The following is a 14505-nucleotide window of genomic DNA, read 5'->3' on the forward strand; positions in this document are numbered from 1 at the left end:
CAGGCCGCCGCCTGCGAGAATGTCCGCATGCATCTCGTACCGGCCGACCGCGCGGGCCACCGCACCATCGACGGGCACCGGGTCTGCGAAGCCATCGCCGCGATCGGCGACCCGGCACACGTCCGGTCCTGGGCGGAGCGCTTCTCGCTGCTCGCCGACCCCGGACGGCTCGCCCTGCTGCTCGCCCTCCACCGGGCCGGCCCCCTCGCCGTCACCGACCTCGCGGTGGCCACCGGCATGCGCGACCCCGCCGTCTCCCAGGCCCTGCGGCTGCTCCGCACGGCCGGCGTGGTCACCGGCGACCGGGACGGACGAGTGGTGCGCTACCGGCTCGTGGACGAGTCCATGCGCCCCATCCTCGACGAGTGCGCCGCCGCCGAGCACCACGAGCCCGGCGCGGCCACGGGCTGACCCCGGCTCGGCCCTCCCCGGAGCGCGTCCTTCCCCGGAAGGACGCGCCGGACGCCGCCCCGGCCAGTACGATCATGATGTGCCGTCCCACCCCCACGCCTGGCCCGCCGACCGCTGGAACACCGAACCGGTCAAGGCCCGCGTGCTGGCGGTCGCCCGCACCCTCACCTCGGCGACCCGGGTCCTGGACGTCCTCAGCCTGCTGAACCCGGAGGGCGTCGAGCGGTACTTCACCGTCAACCCCGGTTCCGCCTTCGCCGACCGCGCCCTGGACGAGTACCTGCACGGCCTGCCCGGCTTCACCGTGCTGGACTGGGAGGAGGCCGTCCGCCTCCGCTTCGACCTGGCCGTCTCCTGCGCCGTCCACTCCTCCATGCACCGCCTGGACGCCCGCCTCGTCGTCCTCCCGCACGGCGCCGGCTACAACCGACTGGTCACCGAGTCCACCGGCGACACGGTCAGCGCCGCCGGCCTGTCCCGCAACGAACTCACCCACCGCGGAAGGGTGTTCGTGGACGTCCTCGGCCTCTCCCACCCCGAACAGCTGGACCGCCTGCGGATCTCCTGCCCCGAGGCCCTGGACGTCGCCCGGGTCGTCGGCGACCCGTGCTTCGACCGGATGCTCGGCAGCCGACGCTCCCGCGACGGCTACCGGGCCGCGCTCGGCGCCACCGGCAGCCGACGGCTCGTCGTCCTCAGCTCCACCTGGAGCGCGCACTCCTCCTTCGGCCGCCGCCCCGACCTGCCCCAGCGGCTGGTCCGCCAACTCCCCGCCGACGAGTACACGGTGGCCGTCGTCCTGCACCCCAACGTGTGGAGCCGCCACGACCCCGAGGCGCTGCTCGACGCCGCCTGCCGGATGGGCCTGCGCCTGATCCCGCCCCACCAGGGCTGGCAGGCCGCACTCGTCGCCGCCGACTGCGTGATCGGCGACCACGGCTCCGTCACCTTCTACGGCGCCGCCCTGAACCGGCGCACCCTGCTCGTCGCCACCGGCGCCGCCGAACTCGACCCGCGCTCCCCCAGCTACGCCTTCGGCCAGGCCGCGCCCGCCCTCGACCCGGACGGCGACCTCGCCGCCCAGGTCGAACGGGCCCTGGCCGAGGAGCCCGCCGACCTCAGCTCCATCACCGACCGGTCACTCGCGCACCGCGGCGAGTCCGCCCGGCTGCTGCGCCCGCTGCTCTACTCCTTCCTCGACGGACTGGACGAACCCGGGGACGAGCCGGCCCTGCCGCCCTACCCCAGGCCCGTTCCGCACCCCCCGGCCACCGAGCGGCCCACCGCGTACGACGTCGAGGGCAGGAGCGAGGGCACCGAAGTCAGCCTGCGGCGCTACCCCTTCGACCCGAAGGACCACACCCCGCGCGGCTTCCACGCCCTCACCGACGACCACCCGGGCGACGCCCTGCGCTACACCGCCGAGGTCCTGGCCCGCACCGAGGCCCACGCCGAACTCCCCGCCGCCCGCTGGCTCGCCGACCGCGCCGCCGAACTCCCCGGCCTGACCGTCGCGGTGGCCGCCCTCGGCCCGGCCCGCCACCTGCTCCGGCTGCGCACCGGTCTGCTCCTGGAGGCCCGCGCCGAACCGGGCTGGGGAGACTCCGACCTCGCCGTCGACCCGCTGCTGCTCGGCTCCGCCGTGGCCTGCTGGCTCGCCGACGGCGGCGACCAGGCCGGCCTGCCCGCGCACGGACTCACCGTCCGCACCGGCGAGCACCGCACCCGGGTGTCCTTCCGCACCGGACCGTAGGGCCCGCCCTGCCGCTCGTCCCCGGGCGCGCCGCAGCCCCGGCGCCGGGCCCTACTCGGCCAGCTGCCGCAGCCGTTCGCGGCTGCGCTCCGCCAGCTCCTCGTTCGCCGACTCCTCGGCGAGGGCGACGAGCAGGGTGTGCGCCTGCGCCTCCTTCGCGTACTGGCTGCGCTCCTCGGCCCGCCGGGCGCAGTCCTCGGCCTGGGCGACGGCGAGGTCCAGCTGTCCGAGCGCCCGGTGTGCCCGGGCCCGGACCAGCGGCAGCTTCATCAGCATGTCGTTGTCCCCGGTGTCCTCGGCCAGGGCGGTGGCCCCGGCCAACAGGGTCAGCGCCTGCTCCGCGCGGCCGTCGGCGATCAGCGCCTGCGCGAGGTGGTAGCTCTGGACGATCTCGCCGTGCTCGTCCCCGCGGTTCTCCGCCAGGGCCAGGGTGAACCGCTCCACCGCGTCCGCCGGACGTCCGTCGGCCAGGCAGAACAGGCCGTCGGTCTCGTAGAGCACCCCGACCACCTGACGGTCGGCCACCAGCGGCACCTGCTCGGTGGCCAGCGCCAACTGCTCGGCGGCGAGCGGGAATTCCTTGCGGTCGAGATGGGCGCGGGCGAGCTGGTTGCGCATCCGGACCACGGCGTCCGGCCGGTTGTCCCACTGCGCCGACTCGATGCCGAGCCGGTGGGTGGCGATCCAGTCCTGGTAGAGCTTCCGGTCGTGGTACAGCAGCCAGAGCGACTCGCAGAGCCGCCACACCTCGCCGTGCCACCCCTGCCTGGCCGCCTCCTCCACCACCGCGCGGAAGTTGGCCCGTTCGGCGTACAGCCACTCCAGGGCCGCGGTCTCGGAGGGGAAGCCGGGCAGTTCGCCGCCGCTCGGGTCCTGCAGGCGCAGGCGCTTTTGGGCCATCGTCCGGTCCGCGAGCGACGCCCGGCCCCGGTAGTACGCCACGACTCCGGCGAGCAGCGCCGCGCGGTCGGGCAGCTCCCGGGCCCGGCCGTAGGCGTGCAGCCGCACCACGTCGTGGGCGCGGTAGCGGTCCTCCCCCTCGTCGCCGTCCAGCACCTCGTCCAGCACGTGGACGTCGCGCAGTTCCCCGACCGCCCGCTCGGCCCGCTCGACACCGACCGCGCGCGCCAGTCCGGCGGACACGAAGGGGCCGGGGTGCACCCCGATCAGCCGGTAGAGCTCCCGGCCCTGCGCCGACAGCCGCTCGTAGACCAGGTCGTAGGTCGCGCCGAGGTCGTTGTTGTCCTCGTCCTCCAGCATCGCCAACCCACCCTCCCGGTCGTGGAGTTCGGCCACCACCCGGCCGACCGGCAGGTTGTCCCGGTCCAGCAGCTGGCTCCCGACCGCGTTCAGTGCGAGCGGCAGCCCGCCGCACAGTTCGACCAGTTCCGCCAGCTCCCCGTCCGTGCCCCGCCCGGAGCCCACCCAGCCGCGCACCAGTTCGGCCCCGGCCGTCGCGCTCAGCGGCCCTAGCCGGCGCACCTCGGCGCCGTCCGTCCGCAGCGCGGGCAGCCGCCGCCGGCTCGCGACCACCACCAGCCCGCGGGCGGGCAGCAGCGCGCGGACCTCGGCGGCGTGCTCGACGTTGTCGAGGAAGAACAGGCACCGGCGCTCGGCGGTGGCGGTGCGGAACGCCGTGAACCGCTCGGCCTCCACGGCCGGGGGCTCGGTGCCGAGCGCGCGCAGGAAACCGGCCAGCAGTTCGGGGAGGTCCACCCCGCCCTGGTGCCGGTAGGCCTTCAGGTCGGCGTAGAGGTCCCCGTCCGGGAAGTGCTCCCGGTGGTCCTCGGTGAACTTGACGATCAGCTCGGTCTTCCCGACCCCGCCGAGGCCGGTGAACACCACGATCCCGAGCCCGCCCTCCTCGACCCGGCGCAGTGCCGCGCCGAGCGCGGCGATCTCCGGCTCACGGTTGACGAACGGGCCGTGCGGCGCGCGCACCTGACGGGGCCTCGGCACCGTCGGCGGCTGGTGGTGGAGGTGCACCGATCCGATGCTCCCGGCCTGGACCACGTGGCCGCCCACCGTGGCGCCCGACACGGTGTTGACCACCTCGCGCCGCTCCATCCGCCTGCTCCCTCCGACCGCCCGGGCCCCAGCCTACGGGCTGGGCACCCGGCCGGAGGGGCACTCGGGTCACCGGGGGGTGATCTCGCCCATCTCCGCCCAGCCGTCCATGCCGGCGATCTCGGTCGAGACGATCCGCGGCTTGGCGGCCACCGCGTACGACAGCTCCTCCATGGCCTTGACGAAGTGCGCGGACTCCACGTGGGCCTTGCCCGCGTCGCCGTCGCGGAACGCCTCGACCAGGACGAACTCGTTCGGGTCGTCGACGCTGCGGGACCACTCGAAGAAGAGGTTGCCGGGCTCCTGGCGGGTGGCCCGGGTGAACTCGTCGACCAGGCCCAGCCACTCGTCGGCGCGCTCGGGGCGGACCGGGAACTTGACCGTGATGAAGATCATGGGACGTCCTTTCGGGGGTGGCCACGTTCGCACATGGCGGTACGGATGGCGGCAGGCTGCCGGGCATCGGCGAGCGCCGCGTCCATCGTCGCAGGTCAGAACGGCTGTCTGCGACACGGGGGCACCACGCGGCGGAGTCCGGCCCGGCTCACGCCGCCTGGCAGGTCGGGCACCAGAAGAGGTTGCGGGCCGCGTGCTCCTCCGTCCGCACGTCGGTGCCGCAGACCAGGCAGGGCATGGCGGCCCGCCGGTAGACGTAGACCTCGCCGCCGTGGTCGTCCACCCGGGGCGGGCGGCCCATCGCCTCGGGGGTGTGCTCGGGGCGGACGGTGTCGATCCGGCCGGCGGTGACGCCCTCGCGCATCAGGGCGACCAGGTCGGTCCAGATCGCGTCCCACTCCCGGCGGGTGAGGTCGCGCCCGGCCCGGTGCGGGTCGATGCCGTGCCGGAACAGCACCTCGGCCCGGTAGACGTTGCCCACCCCGGCCAGCACCTTCTGGTCCATCAGCAGCGCCGCGACGGTCGTCCGGCTGCCCGATATCCGGCGCCAGGCGGCCTCCGGCTCGGCGTCGGCGCGCAACGGGTCGGGGCCCAGGCGGGCGGCGACGGCGGTCTTCTGGTCGTCGGTGACCAGCGCGCAGGTGTTGGGGCCGCGCAGGTCGGCGTAGCCGTCCTCGTTCTCCAGCCGCAGCCGGATCAGCCCGACCGGCTCGGGCGCCGGGCCGGTGCCGAAGGTGAAGCCGCCGTAGAGGCCGAGGTGGACGTGCACCCAGGCGCCCTCCTCGAAGCCGAGGAAGAGGTGCTTGCCGGTGGCCTCCGCGCCGGTGAGCAGCTGCCCGTCGATCACCTTGGCCTCGTCGGCGAACCGGCCCTGCGGGCTGGAGACCCGCACCGGCCGGCCGCCGAAGGCCTTCCGGTTCTCGCCGGCGAGGCGGTGGATGATGTGGCCTTCGGGCACGGGCGTCAGCTCCTCCGGGCGCTATGACAGGACCCGTCCATCATCGCAGCCGGCACCGACAGCTCCACGACGCCGCAGGCCGGCGGCGGTCCGGTCGCGGGTCAGCGGACCGGGATGCCCATCAGCCGGGCGAGGATGACGCGGTCCAGCTCGGCGGCCGTGCCGGCGACGTCCAGGGCGGAGTTGTCGATGATCGGCAGCCCGGAGTTGTACCAGCCGGCCATCCGCCCGTGGATGCGGGCCACCTCCTCGTCCCCGAGGCGGCGGTTGCCGCTGCGCCGGGCGTTGCGGTGCAGCACCGAGTCCAGGCTGGGCAGCAGGACGACCGGGATCATCCCGGGGCCGATGTGCCGCTTCCAGCCGCCGAGTCCGATCGCCGGGCGGTCCGGGAAGACGGCGTCGTCGATGATGCAGGAGATGCCGTTGGCCAGGTAGTTGCGGCAGGCGAAGCCGCAGGTGCGGCGGGCCAGCCGGTACTGCGCCTCGGAGGCGTTGTTCCAGCCGGACTGCGGGTTCGCGAAGCCGGACTGCACCCACTCGCGGACGTCGTCCAGGCTGATGTGCGCCGTCGGGCTGGGCCGCCGCTCGGCCCAGTGGCGGGCGACGGTGGTCTTGCCGGCCCCGGCCGGTCCGATCAGCAGGACGGCGATCGGCCCGGTGGGCGCGTGCTGCCGCGGCGAGTGGAGGGGCAGTTGAACGGGTGCGCCGGACGGCAGGACGAAGTGCCCGGTGCCTCCGGCGGGCACCGGCGCGCCCGACGCCGGAGCGGCCGCGGGGGCCGGACGGGCGGCGGGCCCGGGACCGGCGGGAGCGGTGGGTCCGGGAGCGGCGGGGGCCGCGGGTGGGGCGGGAGCCGTCGGCGCCGACCGGACCGCCGGCCGGGACAGCGGCTGGGACGGCGGGGAGACCGGCGCCCCCGGCGACGTCCCCCGCGGACCGCCCTCCGGCGGCACCGGCGGAGCGACGGGACGCGGCGGGACCTGCCCGCCTCCGGCGTACTGCGTCACGGCACCTCCCGACACCTCTCAGCGGGGACACTACACGGAGGCCCGGCGGCGGGCACAGTCCGCCGCCGGGCCACCGCCCGCGCCCTCAGCGGGTGGTGAGCCGCTCGGCCAGCGCGCGCAGCGCCAGCTCGTAGGAGCCGAGCCCGAAGCCGGCGACGGTGCCGGAGGCCACGGCGGCGATCACCGAGGTGTGCCGGAAGGTCTCCCGGGCATACGGGTTGGAGATGTGCACCTCGATCAGCGGCGCGGTGCGCTGGGCCGCGGCGTCCCGCATCGCGTACGAGTAGTGCGTGAACGCACCGGGGTTGATCACCACGGGCACCTGCCCGTCGGCGGCCTCGTGCAGCCACTCCACCATCTGCTGCTCGGAGTTGGTCTCGTGCACCTCCACCTCGAAGCCGAACTCCTTGCCCAGCGCGGTGCAGCGCTCGACCAGTCCGGCGTACGAGGTGGCGCCGTAGACGTCCGGCTCGCGGCTGCCCAGCCGGCCCAGGTTGGGGCCGTTGAGCACCATCACCCTGGTCACGCCGAGACCTCCGCGTACGCGGCGACCAGCAGCGACGGGTCGGGGCCCTCCAGCACGGAGGTCTTGCCCAGGCCGTCCAGCACGATGAAGCGGATCAGGTCGCCGCGGGACTTCTTGTCGATCTTCATCGCGTCCAGCAGCTTCGGCCAGGCGTCCGCCCGGTAGCTCAGCGGCAGGCCGACCGAGGCCAGCACGGTGCGGTGCCGGTCGGCCGTCTCGTCGTCCAACCGCCCTGCCAGGCGGCCGAGTTCGGCGGCGAAGACCATGCCGATGGAGATCGCGGCGCCGTGCCGCCACTTGTACCGCTCGTTGCGCTCGATGGCGTGGCCGAGGGTGTGGCCGTAGTTGAGGATCTCGCGTCGGCCGGACTCCTTGAGGTCCCCGGAGACCACGTCGGCCTTGACCTGGATGGCCCGGCGGATCAGCTCCACGGTGTGCGGGCCGGCCGGCGACTTCGCGCCCTCCGGGTCGGCCTCGATCAGGTCGAGGATGGCCGGGTCGGCGATGAAGCCGCACTTGATGACCTCGGCGAGGCCGGAGACGTAGTCGTGCTTGGGCACGGTCTCCAGGGTGCCGAGGTCGGCCAGCACGCCCACCGGCGGGTGGAAGGCGCCGACCATGTTCTTGCCCTCGGCGATGTTGATGCCGGTCTTGCCGCCGACGGCCGCGTCGACCATGCCGAGCAGCGTGGTGGGCATGGAGATCCAGCGCACCCCGCGCAGCCAGGTGGCGGCGACGAACCCGGCCAGGTCGGTGGTGGCGCCGCCGCCGAGGCCGACGACGACGTCGCTGCGGGTGAACCCGGTCTGCCCGAGCACCGACCAGCAGTACGCGGCGACCTCGGCGCTCTTGGCGTCCTCGGCGTTGGGCACCTGGAGCGCGATGGCCTCGTAGCCCTCGCCGACCAGGTCCTCGCGGATCGCGTCGGCGGTGGCGGCCAGCGCCTCCGGGTGGATGATCGCGACCCGCTTGGCCCGGGCGCCGATCAGCGGCGCCAGCTCACCGAGCAGCTGGTGCCCGATCAGCACGTCGTACGGGTCGTGGCCGGCGCTCCCGCCGACGTGGATCCTGACGGTGGTGTCAGTCATGGGGGGTCTTCAGCTCCAGTGCTTCCAGTACGGCGTCCGCGACCTGCTCCGGGCCGCGCCCGGCGGTGTCGACCACGGCGGTGGCCACCTCCAGGTAGAGGGGGCGGCGGGCCTCCATCAGCTCGCGCCAGCGGGCCCGCGGGTTGACGGCGAGCAGCGGCCGCGGGGCGTCCAGGCCGACCCGCTTGACCGCGTCGGCGAGCGGGACCTCCAGGAGGACCACCGGCAGCTCGCGCAGCAGCGCGCGGGTGGCCTCGGCCAGCACCGCGCCGCCGCCGAGCGCCAGCACGCCGTCGTACCCCTCGGCGGCCGCGCGGACGGCGGCCGCCTCCAGCGCGCGGAAGTGCGGCTCGCCCTCGTCGATGAAGATCTCCGGGATGGGCTTGCCGGCCGCCGCCTCGACGTCGGCGTCGGTGTCCCGGAAGCCGACGCCCAGGCGCTCGGCCAGGAGCCGCCCGACGGTGGACTTGCCACTGCCGGGCGGCCCGACCAGCACGATGACAGGGGAGGTCATCGGATGATCAGGTTGTCGAGGTAGCCCTGCACGTTGCGGCGGGTCTCGGTGACGTTGTCACCGCCGAACTTCTCGTTGACCGCGTCCGCCAGCACCAGCGCGACCATCGCCTCGGCGACGATGCCCGCGGCCGGGACGGCGCAGACGTCCGAACGCTGGTGGTGCGCCTTGGCCGGCTCGCCGGTGCGCACGTCCAGGGTCTGCAGCGCCCGCGGCACGGTGGCGATCGGCTTCATCGCGGCGCGCACCCGCAGCACCTCGCCGGTGGACAGGCCGCCCTCGGTGCCGCCGGAGCGGCCGGAGGTGCGCTTGACGCCCTCGGAGGTCGGAACGATCTCGTCGTGCGCCTGGGAGCCCGGCACCCGGGCCAGCTCGAAGCCGTCGCCGACCTCGACGCCCTTGATCGCCTGGATGCCCATCAGCGCGGCGGCCAGCCGCGCGTCCAGCCGGCGGTCCCAGTGCACGTGCGAGCCGAGGCCCACCGGCACGCCGTACGCCAGCACCTCGACCACGCCGCCCAGGGTGTCGCCGTCCTTGTGGGCCTGGTCGATCTCGGCGACCATCGCCTTCGACGCGTCGGCGTCCAGGCAGCGCACCGGGTCCTCGTCCAGCCGCGCCTCGTCCGAGGGCAGCGGCACCACGCCGGCCGGCGCCTTGGCGGCGGCCAGCTCGACCACGTGGCTGACGATCTCGATCCCGGCGACCTCGCGCAGGTACGCGCGGGCGACGGCGCCCAGCGCGACCCGGGCGGCCGTCTCCCGGGCGCTGGCGCGCTCCAGGATCGGCCGGGCCTCCTCGATCGAGTACTTCTGCATGCCGGCCAGGTCGGCGTGGCCGGGCCGGGGGCGGGTGAGCGCCTCGTTGCGGGCCAGACCCGCCAGCACCTCGGGGTCGACCGGGTCGGCCGACATGACCTGCTCCCACTTCGGCCACTCGGTGTTGCCGACCATGATCGCGACGGGGCTGCCCATGGTCACCCCGTGCCGGACGCCGCCGAGGAAGGTCACCTCGTCCTGCTCGAACTTCATCCGCGCCCCGCGGCCGTAACCGAGCCGGCGGCGCGCCAGCGCGTCGGCCACCACGTCGGTGGTGACCGGTACACCGGCGGGCAGGCCTTCCAGCGTCGCGACGAGTGCGGGGCCGTGCGACTCCCCCGCCGTCAGCCAGCGCAACGTACCCAACGGAGCTCCTTCATCAGCGGACCGGACCACGGCACCGCCGGGGCCCGCCCGGGCGTGCCTTGTCCCTGAATCCTTTCATGCCCCAGCGGCCCCCGGGGGCACAGTCCGCGTGACGGACGGCAACCGGCCACGATCCGGCCGGGAAGGAGCCCGGACGAGGCACCGGTTCAGTGCCCGGCGAGCGCCTTCTCGCCCGCGGCGCGCATCGCCGCCAACGGCCCGGGCGTCCGCCCGGTGAAGGCCTCGTTCTGCAGCACCGCCTGGTGCACCAGCAGGTCCAGCCCGCCCAGGACGGTCGCCCCGCGCCCGGCGCAGGCGGCGGCCAGGGCCGTCGGCCACGGGTGGTACAGCACGTCGAACAGCGCGCCCGGCTCGGCGGGCAGCGCGTCGGCGAAGGCGTCGGTCGCGCCGACCGGCGTGGTGGAGACGGTCAGCGACCGGGCCAGCGCCTCGGCGCCGCGCTCCCAGTCGGCGGTGCGCACGGCCAGTCCCAGCCGCTCGCCCAGCCCGGCCATCTCCCGGGCCCGCTCGGCACTGCGCACGTAGACCGTCACCTCGCCGGTGCAGATCTGGGCGAGCGCGGCCAGCGCCGAGGAGGCGGTGGCCCCGGCCCCCAGGACGGCCGCCTCGGCCACCTCGGTGATCCCGCGCTCGCGCAGCGCGTTGACCAGCCCGGGGACGTCGGTGTTGTCCCCGGTGCGCCGGCCGTCGGCGGTGAACACCACGGTGTTCACCGCGTCCACCGAGCGGGCCGTGGCGCTGACCTCGTCGAGCAGCGGGATGATCGCCCGCTTCAGCGGCATGGTGAGCGACAGCCCGCCCCACTCGGCCTCGTCCAGCCCCGCGACGAACCCGGGCAGCCCGGCCTCGTCGACCTCGAAGCGGTCGTAGCGCCAGCCGTCCAGCCCGAGCGCCGCGAAGGCCGCCCGGTGCAGGTCGGGCGAGAGCGAGTGGGCGATCGGCGAGCCGAGTACGGCCGCCCGGTGCTTGCTGGTCAACGCTGTCTCTCCGCGAACTGTCGGCCGGCCGTGGGCTGCTTCCGGGCCGGGGCTACTTCTTGGTGGTGCAGTGGCCGCGCGCCTCGTCGAAGCTCTGCCCGGCCGACTGGCAGTACTCCTTGACGTTGGCGTAGTGCTCCTTGCTCGTCTCGGCGAACCGCGTCTGGGTCGGGGACATCGCGATGAAGTACAGCCACTTTCCGTCCGCCGGGTGCAGCGTCGCGTTGAGCGCGTCGTCGCCGGGGTTGGAGATCGGACCGGGCGGCAGGCCCGGGTTGATGTAGGTGTTGTACTTGTTGGACGCGTCGTCCATGTCCTTCTTGTCGAGGTCCTTGCGGCCCAGCGAGTACTGGAGCGTGGTGTCCATGCCGAGCCGGTGGTTGATCTCGCCGCCGGCCGCCAGCCGGTTCTGGATGGTCTTGGCCATCTTGGCGAAGTCTTCCGGGTTGTTGCCCTCGCGCTGGAGGATGCTCGCCTCGACGATCACCTCGTAGCCGGTCTTCAGCCCCACCGAGGCGGCCTGGGCGTCCAGTCCCGCGTACTTCTCGGTGGCGTTCTTCACCATCTGCTTGAGCAGGTCCTCGGGCTTCATGCCCTCGGCGATGTTGTAGCGGGTCGGCCAGAGGAAGCCCTCGATGTTGCCGTTGGCGTACGGCGGCAGGCCGAGGTCGTTGACCTGGGCCTTGGCGACGCCCGCGGTGGTGCCCGGCTGCAGCTTCAGCTTGGTGTCGATCAGGGTGTAGATCTCGGTGGAGTTCTTGCCCTCCGGGACGACGACCGCGGCACCGCCCGCCTGGGCGAGCAGCTCCTTGAGCGCGGCCGCGGCCGGCAGCTCCTTCTTCAGCCCGTAGTAGCCGTACTGGATGGTGCCGCACTTGGGTTCGGCCTTGCAGGCCTCGCTGAACGCGTCGACGCTCTTGACCACGCCGGCGTTCTTCAGCGCCAGGCCGATCTGCCCGCCGACCGCGCCCTTCTTGACCTCGACCTGGACGGAGCCGGTGCCCTCGCCGGTGAAGTCCGGCGCCGGGCCGAAGTGGTCCTGGTAGAAGCCGTAGCCCCACCAGCCGGCCCCGCCCATGGCGCCGAGCAGCACCAGCGCGACCACCAGACAGGCGCCGCCGTTGCGGCGGCCCGACTTCTTGCCCTTCTCCTTGCGCTTCTTCTGGGCCTCGCGGGAGTCGTCCTGGTCGCCGAGGAAGCCGTTCTCCCCGGCCTCGGCGTGCTCGTCGGGGTAGCCGTCGGCCTCGTGGCGGCCGTCCTCGTGGCCGTCCCACTCCTGCGTCGCGCCCTCGTGCGCGGCGCGGACCGGGTCGGCACCGGCCTCCAGCGCGGCGGCCTCGGCCTCCCAGTCGATCCCGTCCGGGCCGGGGCCGGAGGCCGGCGCGGGCTCGGGCTCGGGCGCCGGCGCCGCCCGCCGCCGGCCCCGCCGGGGTTCCTGCGGCTGGTCCTGCTGCACCTGCTGTTGCGGCTGGCCCTGCTGCGGCGCCTGCTGCTGGGCCCGGGCCTGCTGCGGCATCTGCTGCTGCGGTGCCTGCTGCCCGTCGACGGGGAATCCCTGCTGGGCGTAGCCCTGCTGCGCCATCGGCTGCTGGGGCACCTGCTGCTGCGGGTAGCCCTGCTGCGGCATCATCTGCTGCGGCTGCTGTCCGTACCCCTGCTGGGGGTAGCCCTGCTGCGCCATCTGCTGCGGGTAGCCCTGCTGACCGCCCTGGTAGCCCTGCTGCGGCATCTGCTGCTGGGGCACCTGCTGCTGCGGGTAGCCCTGCTGCGCCATCATCTGCTGCTGCATCTGCGGGGTCATCTGCTGCTGCGCGTACCCCTGCTGCACGTCCCCGTACGGCTGCTGGACCGCCTGGCCCTGCTGCGGGTACTGCTGCTGCCACTGGCCGTCCTGCTGGCCGGGGACCGGCTGCCGGCCGTCGTACCCGGGATCACCGGGGTGCCACGGCTCGCCCTGGGGGTTGTAGCCCCCACCCAGATCGGTCATTGATCCCCTTAACCGACGGTGACGACCGGAGGATCAAACCGGCCGTCCGGGACGACGCCGTCCCGGCTGATTCTCGAACCGGCGTGCTAGCGCAGCGCCTGGAGGGAGACGTTACCGTACCGCAGCCTTACCCCCGGCCGGGCGGAAGCACCGTCAGTGAGCGATCTCACCGACGGCGCACAACTCCGTTACGGTGTCCCCCCACCGGCGCCGGACGGCGCACCGGCCCCGCCCGCGGCCCCCGGACCGGAGGCCGCCGGGGAGGCCGGGGAGGCCGGGCCCGAGGAGGCGCCGGACTCCGCGGCGCTCGGCTTGGCCGCCGCCCGGTTGGCGTTGAACTCGGCCACGTTGCGTTGCTGGACGTCGAAACTGTCGGTGAAGCGGGTGTCCCCCGGCTTGACGGTGACGAAGTACAGCCAGTCCCCCGGCGTCGGGTCCAGCGCCGCCATGATCGCCTGCCGCCCGGGGTTGGAGATGGGGCTCGGCGGCAGCCCGGCGTGCAGGTAGGTGTTGTACGGGGAGTCCAGCCTGGTGTCGGTCACCGAGGTGTTCAGGGTCGAGCGGCCGAGCGCGTAGTTGATGGTGGAGTCCAGCTGCAGGGGCATGCCCTTGGCCAGCCGGTTGTAGATGACCCGGGCCACCTTGCCCATGTCCGCGGTGTTGTCGGCCTCGCCCTGGACCATGCTGGCGACGGTGACCAGCCCGTACACGCTCTGCCCGAGGTTCTGCGCGACCACCGTGGCGTCGTCCCGGCTGAACTCCTTGCCGGCCCGGTCCACCATCTGCTTCAGCAGGTCGAAGGCGGTGGTGCCCTCGGTGACGCTGTACGTCGCCGGGAACAGGTAGCCCTCCGGGCTGCCGTTGGTGAAGTCCGGCAGGCCGAGTTCGGCGCCCTGCTCCTGGGCGGTCTTCTGGGCGGTGCCCTCGGGCAGGTTCAGCTTCTTGTCGATGGCCGCGTAGATCTGGTAGCCGCGCCAGCCCTCGGGGATGGTCAGGCCGTTGGCGTTGGCCGGGTCGATCAGGACCGCCAGTGCCGCCGCGGCCGACATCTTCAGCTTCAGGGTGTACGTCCCGGGCTGGATCCGGCCGGCCGCCGCCGCGCTGCCCTTGGCCGCCCGGGTGAAGGCGAGCGAGCTGGCCACCACACCGTTGCGGACCAGCGCGGACGCGATCTGGGAGAGGCCCGCGCCCTCCGGCACCGAGACCTGCACGCTGCCGGTGCCCTGCCCGGCGAAGTCGGCGGCGGCCGGGGGCTTGCGCTGCGCCTGGAACCAGGTGTACCCGGTGAGCCCGATCCCCCCGAAGACGGCGATCAGCGCGAGCGCGGTGAGCCCGCAGGCCAGTCCGTTGCGCCGTCGGTGCGGATCCGGCGCATCGAAGCGCGGACGGGGCGCGCCCGGTGGACGGCCCTCCGGTTCCAGTACCGGCGCACCCAGGTGCCCGGGGGTGAGGCCGGGGTGGAAGTCCTGGTCGGTCATGGCGCGCCCCTTCGGCGATCCCAGATCGATCCGGATCGATATGAACCGATCCAAATCGGACACGGAAACCAACGAAAAGGGGTCCGTGCGGACGCGTCCGCACGGACCCCTCAACGGGACGTTAGAGATAGGAAGAGCGTG

General features: G+C 74.0%; 13 protein-coding genes. 2 read left to right on the plus strand and 11 right to left on the minus strand.

Annotated features, from left to right (window positions below; translation table 11 throughout):
• Positions 1-27 precede the first annotated feature (27 nt).
• Together ACWD4P_RS20075 and ACWD4P_RS20080 are read left to right on the plus strand one after the other, a co-directional pair.
• Positions 28-411 carry an ArsR/SmtB family transcription factor gene (locus ACWD4P_RS20075; RefSeq protein ID WP_359829673.1) on the plus strand — a complete coding sequence of 128 codons (384 nt, stop codon included), beginning with the start codon at positions 28-30 and terminating at the stop codon, positions 409-411.
• 79 nt (positions 412-490) lie between these two features.
• Positions 491-2164: a hypothetical protein gene (locus tag ACWD4P_RS20080; protein ID WP_449780444.1), complete on the plus strand. Its 1674-nt coding sequence runs from the start codon at positions 491-493 to the stop codon at positions 2162-2164.
• A gap of 51 nt (positions 2165-2215) precedes the next feature.
• Here ACWD4P_RS20080 and ACWD4P_RS20085 read toward each other — a convergent pair whose 3' ends face one another.
• From ACWD4P_RS20085 to mltG (ACWD4P_RS20135), 11 genes are all read right to left on the minus strand, one after another.
• Positions 2216-4231, minus strand: coding sequence for an AAA family ATPase (locus ACWD4P_RS20085; protein ID WP_449780445.1), 2016 nt, complete (start codon positions 4229-4231; stop codon positions 2216-2218).
• Positions 4232-4300: 69 nt separating this feature from the next.
• Positions 4301-4627, minus strand: a complete 327-nt coding sequence (locus ACWD4P_RS20090) for a putative quinol monooxygenase (protein WP_359829670.1) — start codon at positions 4625-4627, stop codon at positions 4301-4303.
• 148 nt (positions 4628-4775) lie between these two features.
• On the minus strand, positions 4776-5585 hold the full coding sequence (locus ACWD4P_RS20095; RefSeq protein WP_449780446.1) for an Fpg/Nei family DNA glycosylase: 810 nt from the start codon (positions 5583-5585) through the stop codon (positions 4776-4778).
• A 101-nt stretch (positions 5586-5686) separates the two neighbouring features.
• Positions 5687-6592, minus strand: coding sequence for an AAA family ATPase (locus tag ACWD4P_RS20100; protein ID WP_449780447.1), 906 nt, complete (start codon positions 6590-6592; stop codon positions 5687-5689).
• 85 nt (positions 6593-6677) lie between these two features.
• The gene (aroQ, locus tag ACWD4P_RS20105) at positions 6678-7106 is read right to left on the minus strand and encodes a type II 3-dehydroquinate dehydratase (RefSeq protein ID WP_359822181.1); all 429 of its coding nucleotides are present in this window, start codon (positions 7104-7106) and stop codon (positions 6678-6680) included.
• An 8-nt stretch (positions 7107-7114) separates the two neighbouring features.
• A complete protein-coding gene (aroB, locus tag ACWD4P_RS20110) occupies positions 7115-8206 on the minus strand; it encodes a 3-dehydroquinate synthase (protein ID WP_359822175.1) in 1092 nt (363 codons plus the stop codon).
• Positions 8199-8720, minus strand: coding sequence for a shikimate kinase (locus tag ACWD4P_RS20115; protein ID WP_449780448.1), 522 nt, complete (start codon positions 8718-8720; stop codon positions 8199-8201). Before ACWD4P_RS20115 ends, aroB begins: the two co-directional genes overlap by 8 nt.
• Positions 8717-9901 carry a chorismate synthase gene (gene aroC / locus ACWD4P_RS20120; RefSeq protein WP_359822170.1) on the minus strand — a complete coding sequence of 395 codons (1185 nt, stop codon included), beginning with the start codon at positions 9899-9901 and terminating at the stop codon, positions 8717-8719. The genes ACWD4P_RS20115 and aroC overlap by 4 nt, the downstream gene beginning before the upstream one ends.
• A gap of 167 nt (positions 9902-10068) precedes the next feature.
• The gene (locus tag ACWD4P_RS20125) at positions 10069-10899 is read right to left on the minus strand and encodes a shikimate dehydrogenase (protein WP_449780449.1); all 831 of its coding nucleotides are present in this window, start codon (positions 10897-10899) and stop codon (positions 10069-10071) included.
• A gap of 52 nt (positions 10900-10951) precedes the next feature.
• Positions 10952-12886 carry an endolytic transglycosylase MltG gene (mltG, locus tag ACWD4P_RS20130; protein ID WP_449780450.1) on the minus strand — a complete coding sequence of 645 codons (1935 nt, stop codon included), beginning with the start codon at positions 12884-12886 and terminating at the stop codon, positions 10952-10954.
• Between the two features lie 188 nt (positions 12887-13074).
• Entirely contained in the window at positions 13075-14364 is a 1290-nt protein-coding gene (gene mltG, locus ACWD4P_RS20135) for an endolytic transglycosylase MltG (RefSeq protein ID WP_359822164.1), read from the minus strand.
• Positions 14365-14505 lie beyond the last annotated feature (141 nt).

The organism is Kitasatospora sp. NPDC002543 (genome assembly GCF_053594915.1).

Bases quoted from the DNA above. Each gene is read 5' to 3' on its own strand.
- ACWD4P_RS20090 (WP_359829670.1), bottom strand. From the start codon at position 4,627: ATGATCTTCATCACGGTCAAGTTCCCGGTCCGCCCCGAGCGCGCCGAC.
- aroB (WP_359822175.1), bottom strand. From the start codon at position 8,206: ATGACTGACACCACCGTCAGGATCCACGTCGGCGGGAGCGCCGGCCAC.
- ACWD4P_RS20115 (WP_449780448.1), bottom strand. From the start codon at position 8,720: ATGACCTCCCCTGTCATCGTGCTGGTCGGGCCGCCCGGCAGTGGCAAG.
- aroQ (WP_359822181.1), bottom strand. From the start codon at position 7,106: ATGGTGCTCAACGGCCCCAACCTGGGCCGGCTGGGCAGCCGCGAGCCG.
- ACWD4P_RS20075 (WP_359829673.1), top strand. From the start codon at position 28: ATGCATCTCGTACCGGCCGACCGCGCGGGCCACCGCACCATCGACGGG.
- mltG (WP_359822164.1), bottom strand. From the start codon at position 14,364: ATGACCGACCAGGACTTCCACCCCGGCCTCACCCCCGGGCACCTGGGT.
- mltG (WP_449780450.1), bottom strand. From the start codon at position 12,886: ATGACCGATCTGGGTGGGGGCTACAACCCCCAGGGCGAGCCGTGGCAC.
- ACWD4P_RS20085 (WP_449780445.1), bottom strand. From the start codon at position 4,231: ATGGAGCGGCGCGAGGTGGTCAACACCGTGTCGGGCGCCACGGTGGGC.